This is a genomic window from Thalassospira sp. MCCC 1A02898 (assembly GCF_001618185.1).
Taxonomy (GTDB): domain Bacteria; phylum Pseudomonadota; class Alphaproteobacteria; order Rhodospirillales; family Thalassospiraceae; genus Thalassospira; species Thalassospira tepidiphila.
Genome location: NZ_LPXK01000001.1, coordinates 540,309 through 554,437, shown reverse-complemented (window position 1 = coordinate 554,437; position 14,129 = coordinate 540,309). Strand labels below are relative to the sequence as shown.

The following is a 14,129-nucleotide window of genomic DNA, read 5'->3' as shown; positions in this document are numbered from 1 at the left end:
ACCCTGCCAGAAAACCAAAAAGTAAAAACGAATAAATGGGCCCGACATGCTGTCGGAAAATTGAAAACGTAAAATCAGAAAGTCGGGGTGACGGGCGCGACCAAAGTCGCGCCCACCAGATATCTGTCGCAGATTATGCTGCGATGAATTCGTTCCACTTGCGGACCATGTGCTTGTTCTCGTCCATGACGGAGTTCCAGCACGCGACCGAGCCCATACGCTCTTCGTAGGAACCGCCATCGCGAACCGCACCTGCTTTTTCCATGACCTTGCCATCCGGGGAAAGGATGTCGCCTTCGGCGGCTTTGCCTTCCATCCAGAAGCCCCACTCGTCTTCGGACATGAACTTCTTCGCGGTTTCCGGTGCTGCGCTGTAGTAACCCTGACGGTTAAGATACGCACCAACCCAGCCCGACAGGTACCAGTCGATATATTCGTAGGCTGCTTCAAGCTCGAGACCCGAAAGGTGCTTGGCAAGACCGATGCCACCACCCCATGCACGATAACCTTCCTTAAGCGGCTGGTATTTGCAGGCGATGCCTTTGGAACGAACTGCGGCAACGGCCGGCGACCACATGGACTGAATGACAACTTCGCCAGATGCCATCAGGTTGACCGACTCATCGAAGCTCTTCCAGAAGGCGCGGAACTGGCCGGCTTTCTTGGCGTCGATCATGACCGCGATGGTCTTGTCGATTTCTTCCTGGGTCATGTTGCCCTTATCGCCATAGGTGACTTCGCCCATGGCTTCGCACACCATCGCCGCATCCATGATGCCAATCGACGGAATGTTGAGGATCGATGCCTTGCCTTTGAATGCCGGATCAAGCAGATCGGCCCAGCTGGTGATTTCGCGATCAATCAGGTCAGGGCGAATACCAAGGGTATCTGCGTTATAGATGGTCGGGATCAGGGTCATCCATTGGGTCGGTGCAGATGCGAATTCGACACTGTCGGCACCTTCAACGAAGCCAACCGTATGCGGCGCGGTACCTTGCGCGATTTCTGAATCCGGGGTCAGTTTGCCATCAATGAACAGCTTGGAGATGTACTGATAGTTTTTGAGCTTGGTTGTATCCATCGGCTGCATGGTGCCGGCCGGGAATACCTTCTTACAGATCCAGTATTCGATATCGGCAATATCAAACGAGTTCGGCTGGGTCACGGCGCGCTGGGCAACCGCATCCGAATCAAGGGCGGTCATCTGCAGGGTAAAGCCAAGATCTTCTTTGACCTTGTCCGCAACGGCGTTGATGTTCGAAACACCGGTACCGAACTGACGCAGGGTAACGTCCTTGATGTTCTGCGCCCAGATGGTCGGGAAACCGGTGATGGCACCCGAACCGATGGCAGCACCGGTTACAACCGCTGCACCCTTAACGAAACCACGGCGTGAAACGCCGGTGTCCGTCTCGATTGTTTTCTTTGAAATTTTCTTTTCGATCGTCATGTGAAGCACTCCTGATAGCTTGTTGGTTTATTTCATTCAGGCCAGAACATGGGCATGTTCCGGCTTCCAATAGGCGATGAATTTGTCCAGTCGCCTGACCGGTGCCTGCCGAAATTCGCTTTCGGTCTTCATTAGGGTTATTTCCTTGCCGTCGGCTGTCGTTGCGACAATCCGAACCCACAGGCCGAGATACTCGACCGTGGTAATTTCGACAGGGATCTGACCGTTCTTGCTGTCTGCTGGTGGCGTTTCGTCCAGACCGATCAGGTCGGTACGAATGGTGAATTCGATGTCCTCGCCCGCCTTGCCGTCTGCAAAACCGGGCAGGAAGAAACTGTCCAGACCGCGCGCAAGCAACGTGCCTGCCGGGCCGGATTCCGAAACGGTGCCTTTGAAGATGTTCTGACCGCCCATGAAGTTCGCGATGAAGCGCGATTTGGGCTGGTTGAATATTTCGTGCGGGGTGCCTTTCTGGCGAATGATCCCGTCTTCCATCACGACCACCATGTCTGATAAGGCCAATGCCTCGTCCTGTGCATGCGTGACGTGAACGAACGTGATGCCCAGTTCCTGCTGCAGACGGCGCAATTCATCACGCATACGCGCCCGCAGGAACGGATCAAGGGCCGAAAGCGGTTCATCAAGCAAAAGGACGGACGGCTCGGTAATCAGGGACCGCGCCAAAGCAATACGCTGCTGCTGCCCGCCAGAGAGCTGGTCGGGCTTGCGATCTGCAAATTGCTCCATATGGACCCGGGCCAACATCTCTTTGGCCCGATCTTTACGATCCGATGGGGAGACACCTTGCATCTTGAGGCCAAAGGCAACGTTCTCCGCACAGGTCATGTGCGGGAAAAGTGCGTAATTCTGAAACATCATGGCCGTGCCGCGCTTGACTGGCGGCAGTTCGGTCACATTGCGATCCCCGATCAGAAGATCGCCCTCGCTGATCACTTCATGACCGGCGATCATGCGCAGTGTGGTTGACTTGCCGCACCCCGACGGACCAATCAAACAGCAATACGCCCCTGCCGGAATTTGCAGATCAATCGATTTCACTGCCTGTGTGCTGCCGTAAAATTTACTGACAGCAATCAATTCAATGGCCCCGTTGCCCGTCATCCGCTCACCCGTCGCTGCATGCAAAATTGTTAACAATCATGTCAGCGATCTAAGGCAAGATGCGTGCCACTTGATTTCATTGGCAGTTTTTCAGCGAGTCCCGCCAAACTATCAAAACTGGCGCGTTTGTTAGGCTCCTCATTCTGCCCGTTTTATGTCCACTTTATGCATATTTATTAATCACTGTGATTTATGTGCGAAAATTATAATCATCTTCGTCCCTGCACGGAAAATAAAGAACCATTTTATGTTGTGCAAATCGTCAACAATTTTGTAGAAATAGAGAACCACCCAACGAACATGAACGATGGAAAGTATCGTCACGATGGCCAAGGCCGAACAGACCGGCAGCTATAAAGGCAGCGAAAAGCTGCGCCCGGAGGAAATGATCTATCACGAGATGCTCGACGCGATCCTGGATCGCCGTCTGGAGCCGGGCATGAAGCTCATCGAGGAAGATCTTGCCAAAACCTTCGGGGTCAGCCGTGCACGCATCCGTGCGACTTTCCTGCAGCTCGCCCATGACAAGCTGATCAATCTGGTGCCCAATCGCGGCGCCTTTGTCGCTGAACCGACCATTGACGAAGCCATCGAAGTCTTTTCCGCGCGCCGCATGATCGAGGATGGCGTGGCACGCAAGGTCGCCACCAGCATGACCCCCGAACGCGCCGAACAGATCAAGGCGCATCTGGATCGCGAACATGACGCCCATCATCGCGGGGATCATCGGGCTGCCATCATTTTATCAGGTGAATTCCACCTGTTGCTTGCACGGCTTAGCGGCAATCTGGTGATCGAGGAATTCCTTGAACGCCTGATCCTGCGCACGTCGCTGATTATTGCCATGTATGAAAGCCCGCAACCGGTCGATTGCTCCCACACGGAACATGACCAGCTGCTCAATGCTCTGCTTAGTGGCGATCCCGATGTCGCGGCGGCTGAAATGTCACGCCACCTTGATGCCATCCGTGATCGCCTGCAATTGCAGCGGCCCAAACCGGGCAAAACCGATTTTGCCAGCATCTTTGGCCGCATCCCGACCTCGGAAGCCAGCTAATCCTCCTGGCGATTTCCCGTAACGCGCGCCATTCGCGACGCGCGCATATTCCGTTCACGCATCACGCGGAACCCCATTCGGATCCTCGCTGCCACGGTGATATTTGAACGTACCCGTTGATGTGCCGATCACATTACCATCCATGTCAAAGGCGGTTGCCTCGGTAAACACCACCTTGCGTCCGCCGCCCTGCTTGCGGGCAACAACCCGGACCAAACCATCCCTCGCCATCCCCAGGAAATTGGTGGTCAATGACAGGGTCAGGGATTTGCGCACATTGCCCGGCACAGGACAGAAACACACAGCATAGCCAGATGCTGTATCCATCAGGGTTGTCAGCACGCCACCATGCAGGATACCAGCCCGATTACAGTGATGGTTTTGTACATCAAGTTCGACCACCGCGTGGTCTTCGGCCCATTCCACAAGGCGATAGCCAAGATGATCCTGCAATCCGCTGCCATGGGCCTGTTCATAGGCCAGATTATCGTGCGTGCCGATCATGTGTAAGCCATCCCTGTCGTAAAACTCCACAAGCTATAGCAGAAATAGCTGAGTGCCGAAAACCGCGATGAGTCGCATACCTCGACCGGCCCCGACGCCACTCTTAACAGAGTTGAAAACCGCATCCCTTAATCAATGTTAGGCGATGCAACATGAAATAACGCTTTTATTTCAATGTGATAACCACACCGTTCTCCAACCAAGAACGGGATAGCGGTGAAACGAGAATAGTCGTCCGAACCAGCTGTCGATATATCTGTAGTCACCCCAGACACAAACGGTTCTACAAGGATCAAAGCCATGACGACGATTGCTTACAAAGACACCACCAGCATTGAACGCGAAGTCCGTATCGGTTGGTTCACCAGCTTTGTTCGTGCCCTTCAGGTTGCCGTGATCATGAAAGCATCCCAGGCCAAAAACCACGCAGAACTGACTGCGGACTGGAACAAGGCATGGCGTCAGGTTGAAGGTTAAGGCACCTGCTTTCCTTATCGTTTGAGGATGGTGCGACGGTCCTTAAATCATCGCACCCTCAAACTTCTTGACGCTTCGGGTTGAACCACCGACAACGGTTCCATGCAAAAGTTTGATATCGTGACCATCCGGCTTTTTGTCGCCATCGTGCGCGCCGGAAGTATCAATGAAGCTGCCCGGCGCGAACATATCGCGACTTCGGCAGTCTCGCGCCGCATTGGCGAACTTGAAGCCATGTTGGGCGTCAAACTTTTGCGCCGCCTGCCACGCGGGGTCGAACCGACCGAAGAAGGCACGATCTTTGCCCGCTACGGCGAAAAGCTTCTGGGCGATCTGAACCATCTTTCCAATGAATTGCGCGATTTCAACGCCGGTGAAAAGGGCAAGATCTATCTTGCCGCCGTCACTTCGGCGATTCTGACCGGCCTGCCATCGTTCTTGGCCGATTTTGAACAAGATTTCCCGCACATCACGGTCGATGTCCGTGAACTGACGTCGCGCGAAAGTGCCGAGGCCGTCCGCGAAGGTCGCGCTGATCTGGCAATTCTGGCCGATAACAGCCCGCTTGGCGATCTGTCCCATGATGTGTTCTGTGATGATCCGATCTGGGTTGTAACTCCCAAGGGGCATCCACTGATCCCCAATGCCGATAATCCGAAACCGGTGAAATTTTCCGAAGCCGCCAAATACGACATCATCTCACTGCATGAAGGCGGCGTGATTGATGATCTGATTTCCGAGGCCGCATCGAAAATCAAACTCGACATGCATCCGCATATCAAGGTCGTACGATTTGGCTCCTTGCGGCAAATGATTGCGGCGGGTCTCGGGATTGGTTTCCTGCGCAAAAGCTCGGTCGCAGGCTATATCGGGCATATGAACATTGCTGGCGCCCCGATTGCCGATGACTGGGCCAAACGCCAATTGTTGATCGCCCACGAAGGCAACGCCAACCTGACCAGTGCCGCACGCCTGTTTCGTGATTATCTTCTGCGCAAATCGGCAGAAACACAGTTCAAACCAGTTTTGGGCTGATCCCGCTCGTCAGGCAGAACGCTGTGCGCGTTCCGCCCAAAGGTCCTGTCCGCTCGGCCCCAGGGGCACTGCCATGCCGCCAAAACGCGCCACATGACGTTCGGCTTCTGCCAGAACAAGACCGGGCAGTTCAGACCATTGACCGACCGGCGCCAGCACCTCGACACGTTCATCTGATTTAACATCAAGCAGTTCGGGCAGATCTTCACGCGCGTGCGCTCCACCACCTGCAAGCATAGGCACAATAATCGCCTGCCTGTGGGCGGCGATGTCGCGCCAATCGCCAAGCGATGGCGATCCTTCGATATTACCAATGCAGATTTCCGCACCAACGCAAATCCGCCCCAGACGATCCGCAAGTCGGACTGTTTCGGGAAGCGGTTCGGTCAGGGTTTTCAAGCCGTGCGGAACAAGAAAGACAGATGTTTCAGCAAGGCTCCAGCCACGATTGCGTGCTGATGCATGAACATGCACGGCAATCATTTCACAAAAGTCCGGAAGGTTGATGGCCGGTGGCAGAATAACAGCATCGCCGAGCCCCGCCTCATGCAATTTGGCTGGCAGCTCTTCGAACACCAGATAGCCTTCACTGAAGAATAGCGGGAAAACAATCAGACGATTGGCATCAGCCGTTTCCTTAAGGATTTCGAGCTGGTCGCTGACAGAAGGTCGGCTTCGCATATATCCGTGGCTGACGCGACCATTCCAGTCAGGTGCAATTGTCCTCGCAAGGTCCCCTGCCGGATCACCGCCATTACCGCTGTTGCCATGGGACACCATCATGAGTGTCGGCATTTCGAAATGTGGCATGCATCTCACCATAGTCTGCATTGTCAAAAGCGTAGTTTGATATACGCATCATGCAACCATCTGGATCGCCAGACAGGTAAAAACCCCTGTTTTGGCGCGAAAATTTCATTGCACCAGATCCCACCGCGGCTGATCGCCAAAGCGGTCCTGGATGAATTCAACCAGCAACCTGATACGCGCAGCAAGCTGACGGCTGGGCGGATACAAAAGATACAGGGACAGAGGATCGGGCGCATAATCGCAAAGAACACTGACCAGTCGCCCGGTCTGCAATTCCGGCCCGGCGATAAATGTCGGTAATTCGGCAATGCCCAGCCCGGCAAGGGCCGCATCACGCAACACTTCCGCGTTGTTGCAGCAAAACACGCCATTGACCTGTACCGCGACCGGCCCGTCCGGCCCGGTCATTTTCCAACGTGCCCCGGATGGCAGGTTGCCGTAATGCAGACAAGGCAATCGCGCCAGATCACGAATGTCGGTCGGTTCCCCATGAATTCGAATAAACTCGGGCGAGGCACACAGCACGCGACGCATCGGTACGATTTCATGATCGATCAGGGCAAGAGTTTCGGTCGGGCGGCTGATACGCACAGTCATGTCAAACCCGTCTGCCACCGGATCAATAAAGTGATCATCAAGGGACAGCTCGACACGGATATCGGGATAGGTCCGGGCAAAATCGACCAATGCCGGCCCCAGATGCAACGTGCCAAAAGACATTGGCGCATTGATCCGGATATCCCCGGAAGGATGATCGCGATGTTCGCGGATGGAATCTTCTGCATCCCCCAGATCGGACAGAATGGCTTTGGCCCGCTGATAAAAGGCCTGTCCGCTTGGCGTGACCGATACTTTTCGCGTTGTCCGGTTCAGCAACTGAACGCCAAGATCGTCTTCAAGTGCCGCCACCGCGCGGTTAACCTGCGAACGTGATTGTCCGATCGCACGCGCGGCAGAGGCAAAGCTTCCTTCTTCCACCACGCGCACGAAACTCTTGAGGCTAGCCAGCTTGTCCATAATGCGTCTTCCTGTTTATCGCCCCGGTCGGTTCAGATTGTCGCATAGTATGCAACACAATGGCGATAATTACACGAATTGTCCCCTCGATTGAAAAGGGTATTCTGTCTTCAACAACAGACAACCTCATGGAGGTAGAAGATGCTTATTAAAGTTGATGCAGATACCCGCGGCCGTGCCCAGTTTGGCTGGCTTGATTCCAATCACACATTTTCGTTCGGGCATTACTATGATCCGAACCGCATGGGTTGGGGTCCGCTTCGCGTAATCAACGAAGACCGGGTCATTCCCGGTGCCGGTTTTGACACCCACGGTCACAAGGATATGGAAATCATTTCCTATGTTCTTGATGGTGCCCTTGAACACAAGGACAGCATCGGCACCGGATCAGTCATCCGTCCGGGCCGCCTGCAACGCATGACGGCCGGGACCGGTATCCGCCATTCGGAATACAACCATTCCAAAACCGATCCGGTGCATTTCCTGCAAATCTGGATCATCCCCGAAGCGGCCGGTCTGGAACCGGGTTACGAGGAAAAGGAAATCGCACGCCGCGATACCGGTTCCGGCCTGACCCTGATCGGCAGCCGCGATGGCCGCGAAGACTCGATCACCATTCATCAGAATGTCGATCTTTATGTCGCCCATCTCAGTGATGGCGAAAGTGCTCAGCACAAGATCGGCAAAGGCCGCATCGCCTGGGTACAGGTCGCACGCGGCAGCCTGACGGTAAACGGTGAAACCCTTAATGCCGGTGATGGCGCTGCGATCAAGGATGAAGACGAACTTGTCTTCTCGGACGCGGACAACGCCGAAGCCCTTGTTTTTGACATGGCGGCCTGAAGCGCGAAACCCGCGTGCCCCATGGTTAGGAGAACGACCATGACTTCGTATAACGCAAACACCCGTTCGATCATCCCTGCCCTTGGCAATGTATGGTCAACCCTGCAACCGCTTTCGCCTGTCATTGTCCGTGTGACCACCGGCCTTCTGTTGGTCCCGCACGGTGCCCAGAAACTGTTTGGTGCATTTGGTGGTTATGGCCTCGAAGGAACCGCAGGCTGGCTGGAAAGCATCGGCTTTGTTCCGGGCTTCCTGTTTGCCCTTGCCATCGGCCTTCTGGAATTTGTCGGCGGCCTTATGCTGACGATTGGCCTTTTGACCCGTCCGGTGGCAGCAACAGTTCTTGTCTTCATGGCGATTGCTGTTTCAACCCATCTTCCAGCTGGTTATTTCTGGAACGAGGGTGGTTTTGAAATGCCGCTTATGTGGGGACTTCTTGCCCTGTCCGTGCTTGTTCAGGGCGGGGGAAAGTTCTCTGTCGACCACAAGATCGGCCGTGAATTCTGATCACACCGCCAAATTCATGCGTGCCTTCAACGGGCTGCCTTTGTGGCAGCCCGTTTTTCGTTTGCTCCCCAAATGGGGATATTGCCCGCCCCGGAAAATGCCGAAGATGGTGATCACGCTACAGATCCAACCATTGCAAAGTGATCCGGAACGAAGCCATGAACATCGCGTCGCCCAGAAACAGTCAGAATGATATCGAAATCGCCGACGGTTTGCGCCGCTGCAAAGGGGATAACGCATACCGTAAACCGAATGCCGAAAAGCGTTTCCTGCTGGTCGATGACAGTATCGAAGTGCGCTTCTCCGTTCGCCGTGTCCTGCGCAGTGCCGGTGTTACGCACATAGACGTCGCTGAAAACGGCGAAATCGCGTTGCAGATGCTGGCCCAGGCGGGCCGCAAACAAACGCCATATGACGTGGTGATCCTTGATTATATGATGCCCGGAATGTCAGGTATCGAATTGCTTTATGAGATCGAGCGCCGTGAAATCAAGAATGCCGAAGGTACACGCAAAATCATGTTGACCGGTTTCTATGACGCCAAGGTCAATGAAGAAGCCAAATCTGTCGGCGCGACCTTCGTTCTGAGCAAACCCTGTGATGCCGCCAGCCTGTCTGCAGCAATCGCTTAGCGAGCCATACAAGCAATGCCGCATAATGCCTCGATCATATTTGTTGATGATGACCTCAACGTTCTCAGAGGTTTACGGCGGCGTATGTTATCAATGCGTCCGAACTGGGCGTTGCGCTTCTACGAAAGTGCGGAACAGGCGTTGATCGGACTGGAAGAACAGCCTGCAGACGTCGTCATTTCCGACATGCGCATGCCGTCCATGGACGGGGCGGAGTTCCTTCGGATCGTTGCAACACGCTGGCCGCAGACATCGCGCATTCTGTTGTCCGGGTATGCCGATGAAATCGCCATTCAGAATGGTGCTGCCGCCACCCATCATTTTTTGGCCAAACCCTGCACCGATAGCGACATTATCCACGTTGCCGAGCGCGGCCTGATCATGAACAAATATCTGCGCGACCCGTTTCTGGTTGATTTGCTTTCCATCGTTCCGGGCGATCTGATGTGGCCAATAACCTTTCGTCGCCTGCATTCCATACTGCAATTCAGCGGCCCCAGCAGCCATGCCGAACTTACTGATTTCGCGAACGATCACCCGGCGTTGACGAACCTTGTCCATGAGCTTGCCCTGCGTGAGCAACTCATACCCGCGGACAGTCATCCCGACTTCATCAAGCTTCTTAAAATCTTGGGCATCGAAACCATCAAGGCACTGTGCGTGCTGTGGTGCGAACTGGGACAACCCAGCCAGTTTGATGGCGAGCGGATCAGTGTCGACCTTCATCGTCCCCTTGTCCTGGGTCAGATGGCGGCCGATATCGCACGACTTCGCAACCTTGAACCGGAATCTGTCGATCAGATCCGTGCCGCTGCTCTTCTGTGTCACATCGGCGATATTTTCACTGCTCGCGTTGTGCCTGAAAAACATGCAGCCAGCCGCCATCGTGCAGACGTAGATAATTGCGACATCATATCAGCTGAAATCAGTGAAATGGGCTTTGCTCATCCGGCTGTATCAGCGTGCCTGTGTGCCTGCTGGGGTTTTTCCCATCAGATCATTGAAAACATCGCGTTTCATCATCGTCCGGAATCCGCACCAACCGACAGGTCGGAAAGCTTGCTGATTGTCTATGCAGCACAGCATTTTGCGCGCAAGGCAGGTGTTGATGGTGTGACACGCGCAGAAAAATATGACCTCGCGCGTGGATTTATCACCCGATGCGGTGCTGCGGCTGATTGGCAGGTTTGGGAACGCGCCTGCATTGGCAAGCACGTCCCGCTGGAAGCAACCAAGTCTCAAAATTTCTGAAACACGGCCTTCTGATCAAAGACCTGCCTGATTATCGAAGCAAACTGTTAAGGTCACTTGGCCCTTCAAGGAGATCCGCATTGGTGTCAGTGGCGGCGTTTTGATCGGGTTTCGGCAACCGGATCACAAATTCCGCTCCGTCGATATAGTCCGCGGACAAGGTCAGATCCCCGTTGAAATCATCCTGAATAAGTTTGCGACAGATCGGCAATCCCTGACCGGTGCCAACACCCCGTTCCTTGGTAGTAAAGAAGTAATCAAAGATGCGTTCCCGGATATTTTCGGGAACACCCGCGCCATTATCACGCAAGCGGATATAGACATTGTCATCATCGGACGTCACCAGAAGATCAATGCGCCCGCGGCGCTGACCTGTTTCACGGATGGCTTGTGACGCATTGACGATCAGGTTGATCAGCGCTTGCGACAAGTGGTTCCTGCGCCCGCTGACTTCGGTGACATCGGACTGCATGACAACGTCCAGATCGGCGATATGTTTGACCTGGTTGCGCGTCAGGGTAACGGCGGTATCGATTTCCTCGGTAATCGAAATCGGCTCCACGGCATCGGTTGTCGGATGGGCAAATTTGCGAATACCACGGACAATCTCGGCAATCCGGTTCAGGCCCTGAATGCTCTCGTCAATCGCCATCGGGACTTCTTCGGTAATGAAGTCGATCTTGGGTTTATCAAGATTAAGCCGTGCCGGTTCATCGGGATTCTTGCGATCAATCGCACCAACCAGATCGGCAAAACTGTCAGACAAGAATTCAAGATTGTTCTGTATATATTGTGCTGGCGTGTTGATTTCGTGCGCAACCCCACCGGCCAAGGTGCCAAGCGCATGCATCTTGGCGTAATCGGCGGCTTCCTCGATCACTTCCTGTTCCTGGCGCGCTTTTTGGGCGGCCATATCGGCGGCAAAAATCTTTTGGCGCTGGCGGATCATGAAAGTTGCAAGAACTGCCATGACAATCACACCGACGAAAAACAGATAGGACAGGATCTGAATATCGGTCTTCACGACCGAGATATTATTGGCGTTGTAAATCGAAACAAAGTTTGTTGTACGTACCACCGCCTGTTGCAAAGATTCGTTCATCGGCTCAAGCAAGCGATACAAAGCGCTCAGCTTTTCCTCAGGATCGGTGATGGTCGCCAACGCCGCGTCGATCTTGTCGATCTGAAGTTCAAGCTGTTTGATTGTTTCGGCGACTTCCGGCACCGTGAACAACACCTCAAACCCATCGCCATCACGCAGCAGGTAGACACGGCTGACCAGAATTTCATATTCCAGCAGGACCCGGTCGACCACATCGTCAGACAAACCAAACCGGCCGATTGCAGCCTCGATGTCACGCTGCACGACAAGAAACTGACGCTGCACCTGAAAAACCGCCCAGACGAAATTTTCGCGGTACTTGAACCGCTCATCGTCAAGCTGGTGGACAATCGCTGCCGACAGAAATCCATAAAGCACGACAAACAGGACCAATGCGATAAACATGGCCCTGCCTGACTGCTTGAACAGGAATGACTTAATTTGCTGCATCAACAGACTTTACCTGCCAGACGGAATAAGCCCAATAGGTATCAGTCTGAAACCGCGCGTCGGCGTCATAGGGGAAGATGACCCAGAATGGTCCCTTTTCGCGCACCGACATTTCGGCATCGTTGAGGTGATAGGCCAGAATGGCACCATCATTGCGCAGAACATCTGCAGGCACCATCACGTTATAGTCATTGAGTGCTGAAACACGCACGGTTTCCGCTTTCAGACCATAGGTGTCAAACAACGTATCAAAGGCAACACCACGAAACTTCTGTACCCCGTCAGTCCACTGGGTCGAGGTATTGATTTCGGTGGCCTGCAGCTTCATCAGTTCCTCAAGCGAAACATGGACAGTTTCACCATCAACCCTGGTCATGGACAATGTGCCACCCGCCAAAGACGGGGCGACATTAAATCCAATCAGTGCGATCACCATCGCAAACAGTTTAAGGGCGCTTTTCATCATTCTTTTCATGCTCCATCACACGATTATACACAGTGGTTGCCAGCAATTGTTTTTCAATGCCTGCATCAGAAATTTTGACGTGATATCAATCAGCCAGATGCCTGAAGGGGTATGATTGCGGTTTCTTCCCACTCTTCGAGTGACACCGGTACACCAAGGTGGAAACCTTGCAGTTCTGTAATCCCGTATACCCGCAGCCTTTCGACCACACCGGGGTTTTCGATACCCTTGGCGGAAATCGAAAGACCCATTTTCGAGCAGACCTGTGCAATCCATTCAACAAAGGCATCATCGAGAAAATCTGTCATGGTGCCACGCACCAGATCGCGATCAAGCTTGATGCCGGCAAAGACTTCCTGACGCAGCAGATCAAGCGAATTGTTCCCCGATCCGAAATCATCAATCAGAAGCGCAATACCGCGTTCGCGCAAACGCGTGGCATTGGCCAGCATCTCAAGATCGTTGGACAGCAATTGGCGTTCGGGAATTTCATAGGACACGGTCACCCCGCGCATCCGCATCTTTTCATAGAAGCGAATCAGCAGCTCAAAGAACTGCGGTGTCTTAAGAGAGAACAGCGACAGATTGACCGCAAGGTTGGCCTGATCGCCCATAAGCGCACGATAGCGCGGCGCCTGATCAATCATGATGGCCATCAACTGACTGCCAAGGCGGTTGATCACCGGATTGTCCTGAGAGGCTTCGATGATCTCGTCGATGCCAAATTCCTTTTCAAGAGATGGCATGCGACACAGGACCTCTGCCCCGCACAGGCCAAGGTCGCTTGCACGAAAACGCGGCTGCAGAACGGTGTGAAAGTCTGCCCGGTCAATGGCGTTATTGACCATCAGGGCCGTTGGGCCCGAAGAAACCTTTTTAACCGCCACGCCGGTATTGAGAATACGGTCAATCGCTTCCTTAAGGACCGCGACCGATACCGGCTTGGCCAGAACGCGTGTCACCATGGCCTGATTGATCGCCTCACGCAGCGACAGGCTAGAGACGTTACCAGACAACAACATCCGGTTGATACCGGGCGCCATGCGCGCTGACTGTTTGAGAAAGGAAATGCCGTCAATGTTCGGCATCACCAGATCGGCAATGATCAGGTCGGTCTGGTCGCGGTTTTGCGCCAGCCAATCCAGTGCAGCCTGCCCGTCTGTATGGGTGACGAATTCAAAGCAGCCCGACAGGGTACGACGTACCGCAGCCAGCAACTTTTCATCATCATCGACCATCAGAATGACGGGCCGTTGTTTATCAACCTGATCCATAAATGGACATCTCCGGAACGCGATCACCGCAGTAATCTTCTCAAGACAGCCCCGCCTAAATGCGTGCTATACAAATAGCGGAGCTTTGAACGTTCGCAGATTAGTGTCAGACTACCTTTCTCCAATATCCCC

At 53.9% G+C, this 14,129-nt stretch carries 15 protein-coding genes; 7 read left to right on the top strand and 8 right to left on the bottom strand.

Annotated elements, in window-relative coordinates; all coding sequences use genetic code 11:
- Window positions 1-133: 133 nt before the first annotated feature.
- Entirely contained in the window at window positions 134-1,450 is a 1,317-nt protein-coding gene (locus AUQ41_RS02555; protein ID WP_063086470.1) for a PotD/PotF family extracellular solute-binding protein, read from the bottom strand.
- A 36-nt stretch (window positions 1,451-1,486) separates the two neighbouring features.
- On the bottom strand, window positions 1,487-2,572 hold the full coding sequence (locus AUQ41_RS02550) for an ABC transporter ATP-binding protein (RefSeq protein ID WP_063086467.1): 1,086 nt from the start codon (window positions 2,570-2,572) through the stop codon (window positions 1,487-1,489).
- Between the two features lie 307 nt (window positions 2,573-2,879).
- On the opposite strand from AUQ41_RS02550, the gene AUQ41_RS02545 reads away from it, so the two are divergent.
- Window positions 2,880-3,629: a GntR family transcriptional regulator gene (locus AUQ41_RS02545; RefSeq protein WP_008888646.1), complete on the top strand. Its 750-nt coding sequence runs from the start codon at window positions 2,880-2,882 to the stop codon at window positions 3,627-3,629.
- A 54-nt stretch (window positions 3,630-3,683) separates the two neighbouring features.
- Here AUQ41_RS02545 and AUQ41_RS02540 read toward each other — a convergent pair whose 3' ends face one another.
- Complete coding sequence (locus AUQ41_RS02540) at window positions 3,684-4,133, bottom strand: PaaI family thioesterase (protein WP_063086466.1); 450 nt, start codon at window positions 4,131-4,133, stop codon at window positions 3,684-3,686.
- 300 nt (window positions 4,134-4,433) lie between these two features.
- Between AUQ41_RS02540 and AUQ41_RS20630 the strand changes: the two genes are divergently transcribed.
- Together AUQ41_RS20630 and AUQ41_RS02535 are read left to right on the top strand one after the other, a co-directional pair.
- Window positions 4,434-4,610 carry a hypothetical protein gene (locus AUQ41_RS20630; RefSeq protein ID WP_156518938.1) on the top strand — a complete coding sequence of 59 codons (177 nt, stop codon included), beginning with the start codon at window positions 4,434-4,436 and terminating at the stop codon, window positions 4,608-4,610.
- Window positions 4,611-4,712: 102 nt separating this feature from the next.
- Window positions 4,713-5,645, top strand: a complete 933-nt coding sequence (locus AUQ41_RS02535; RefSeq protein WP_063086464.1) for a LysR family transcriptional regulator — start codon at window positions 4,713-4,715, stop codon at window positions 5,643-5,645.
- 9 nt (window positions 5,646-5,654) lie between these two features.
- Here the strand turns inward: AUQ41_RS02535 and AUQ41_RS02530 are convergent, their stop codons facing one another.
- Together AUQ41_RS02530 and AUQ41_RS02525 are read right to left on the bottom strand one after the other, a co-directional pair.
- Window positions 5,655-6,455, bottom strand: coding sequence for a CbiX/SirB N-terminal domain-containing protein (locus AUQ41_RS02530; RefSeq protein ID WP_063086462.1), 801 nt, complete (start codon window positions 6,453-6,455; stop codon window positions 5,655-5,657).
- 105 nt (window positions 6,456-6,560) lie between these two features.
- Window positions 6,561-7,472 carry a LysR family transcriptional regulator gene (locus AUQ41_RS02525; protein WP_063086460.1) on the bottom strand — a complete coding sequence of 304 codons (912 nt, stop codon included), beginning with the start codon at window positions 7,470-7,472 and terminating at the stop codon, window positions 6,561-6,563.
- Between the two features lie 141 nt (window positions 7,473-7,613).
- Here AUQ41_RS02525 and AUQ41_RS02520 point away from each other — a divergent pair, with 141 nt between their 5' ends.
- The 4 genes from AUQ41_RS02520 to AUQ41_RS02505 all read left to right on the top strand — a co-directional run bounded on the left by AUQ41_RS02520 (window position 7,614) and on the right by AUQ41_RS02505 (window position 10,705).
- Complete coding sequence (locus AUQ41_RS02520; protein WP_008888651.1) at window positions 7,614-8,315, top strand: pirin family protein; 702 nt, start codon at window positions 7,614-7,616, stop codon at window positions 8,313-8,315.
- A 39-nt stretch (window positions 8,316-8,354) separates the two neighbouring features.
- Entirely contained in the window at window positions 8,355-8,822 is a 468-nt protein-coding gene (locus tag AUQ41_RS02515) for a DoxX family protein (protein WP_063086458.1), read from the top strand.
- Window positions 8,823-8,980: 158 nt separating this feature from the next.
- Complete coding sequence (locus AUQ41_RS02510) at window positions 8,981-9,454, top strand: response regulator (protein WP_063086456.1); 474 nt, start codon at window positions 8,981-8,983, stop codon at window positions 9,452-9,454.
- A 15-nt stretch (window positions 9,455-9,469) separates the two neighbouring features.
- Complete coding sequence (locus tag AUQ41_RS02505) at window positions 9,470-10,705, top strand: response regulator (protein WP_083952705.1); 1,236 nt, start codon at window positions 9,470-9,472, stop codon at window positions 10,703-10,705.
- A gap of 31 nt (window positions 10,706-10,736) precedes the next feature.
- On the opposite strand, the gene AUQ41_RS02500 is transcribed toward AUQ41_RS02505, so the two are convergent.
- From AUQ41_RS02500 to AUQ41_RS02490, 3 genes are all read right to left on the bottom strand, one after another.
- Window positions 10,737-12,257 (bottom strand): sensor histidine kinase, encoded by a 1,521-nt coding sequence (locus tag AUQ41_RS02500; protein ID WP_232308289.1) that lies wholly within the window; start codon window positions 12,255-12,257, stop codon window positions 10,737-10,739.
- Window positions 12,244-12,723, bottom strand: coding sequence for a molybdopterin-dependent oxidoreductase (locus AUQ41_RS02495; protein WP_232308288.1), 480 nt, complete (start codon window positions 12,721-12,723; stop codon window positions 12,244-12,246). Before AUQ41_RS02495 ends, AUQ41_RS02500 begins: the two co-directional genes overlap by 14 nt.
- Before the next feature lie 89 nt (window positions 12,724-12,812).
- Window positions 12,813-13,997, bottom strand: a complete 1,185-nt coding sequence (locus tag AUQ41_RS02490; RefSeq protein WP_063086448.1) for an EAL domain-containing protein — start codon at window positions 13,995-13,997, stop codon at window positions 12,813-12,815.
- Between the last annotated feature and the right edge of the window lie 132 nt (window positions 13,998-14,129).

What these genes read in the sequence shown, in the direction of transcription:
- AUQ41_RS02535 (WP_063086464.1), top strand. Translation starts at nt 4,713, where the DNA reads ATGCAAAAGTTTGATATCGTGACCATCCGGCTTTTTGTCGCCATCGTG.
- AUQ41_RS02490 (WP_063086448.1), bottom strand. Translation starts at nt 13,997, where the DNA reads ATGGATCAGGTTGATAAACAACGGCCCGTCATTCTGATGGTCGATGAT.
- AUQ41_RS02545 (WP_008888646.1), top strand. Translation starts at nt 2,880, where the DNA reads ATGGAAAGTATCGTCACGATGGCCAAGGCCGAACAGACCGGCAGCTAT.
- AUQ41_RS02525 (WP_063086460.1), bottom strand. Translation starts at nt 7,472, where the DNA reads ATGGACAAGCTGGCTAGCCTCAAGAGTTTCGTGCGCGTGGTGGAAGAA.
- AUQ41_RS02520 (WP_008888651.1), top strand. Translation starts at nt 7,614, where the DNA reads ATGCTTATTAAAGTTGATGCAGATACCCGCGGCCGTGCCCAGTTTGGC.
- AUQ41_RS02515 (WP_063086458.1), top strand. Translation starts at nt 8,355, where the DNA reads ATGACTTCGTATAACGCAAACACCCGTTCGATCATCCCTGCCCTTGGC.
- AUQ41_RS02510 (WP_063086456.1), top strand. Translation starts at nt 8,981, where the DNA reads ATGAACATCGCGTCGCCCAGAAACAGTCAGAATGATATCGAAATCGCC.
- AUQ41_RS02530 (WP_063086462.1), bottom strand. Translation starts at nt 6,455, where the DNA reads ATGCCACATTTCGAAATGCCGACACTCATGATGGTGTCCCATGGCAAC.
- AUQ41_RS02550 (WP_063086467.1), bottom strand. Translation starts at nt 2,572, where the DNA reads ATGACGGGCAACGGGGCCATTGAATTGATTGCTGTCAGTAAATTTTAC.
- AUQ41_RS02500 (WP_232308289.1), bottom strand. Translation starts at nt 12,257, where the DNA reads ATGCAGCAAATTAAGTCATTCCTGTTCAAGCAGTCAGGCAGGGCCATG.
- AUQ41_RS02540 (WP_063086466.1), bottom strand. Translation starts at nt 4,133, where the DNA reads ATGATCGGCACGCACGATAATCTGGCCTATGAACAGGCCCATGGCAGC.
- AUQ41_RS20630 (WP_156518938.1), top strand. Translation starts at nt 4,434, where the DNA reads ATGACGACGATTGCTTACAAAGACACCACCAGCATTGAACGCGAAGTC.
- AUQ41_RS02505 (WP_083952705.1), top strand. Translation starts at nt 9,470, where the DNA reads ATGCCGCATAATGCCTCGATCATATTTGTTGATGATGACCTCAACGTT.
- AUQ41_RS02495 (WP_232308288.1), bottom strand. Translation starts at nt 12,723, where the DNA reads ATGATGAAAAGCGCCCTTAAACTGTTTGCGATGGTGATCGCACTGATT.
- AUQ41_RS02555 (WP_063086470.1), bottom strand. Translation starts at nt 1,450, where the DNA reads ATGACGATCGAAAAGAAAATTTCAAAGAAAACAATCGAGACGGACACC.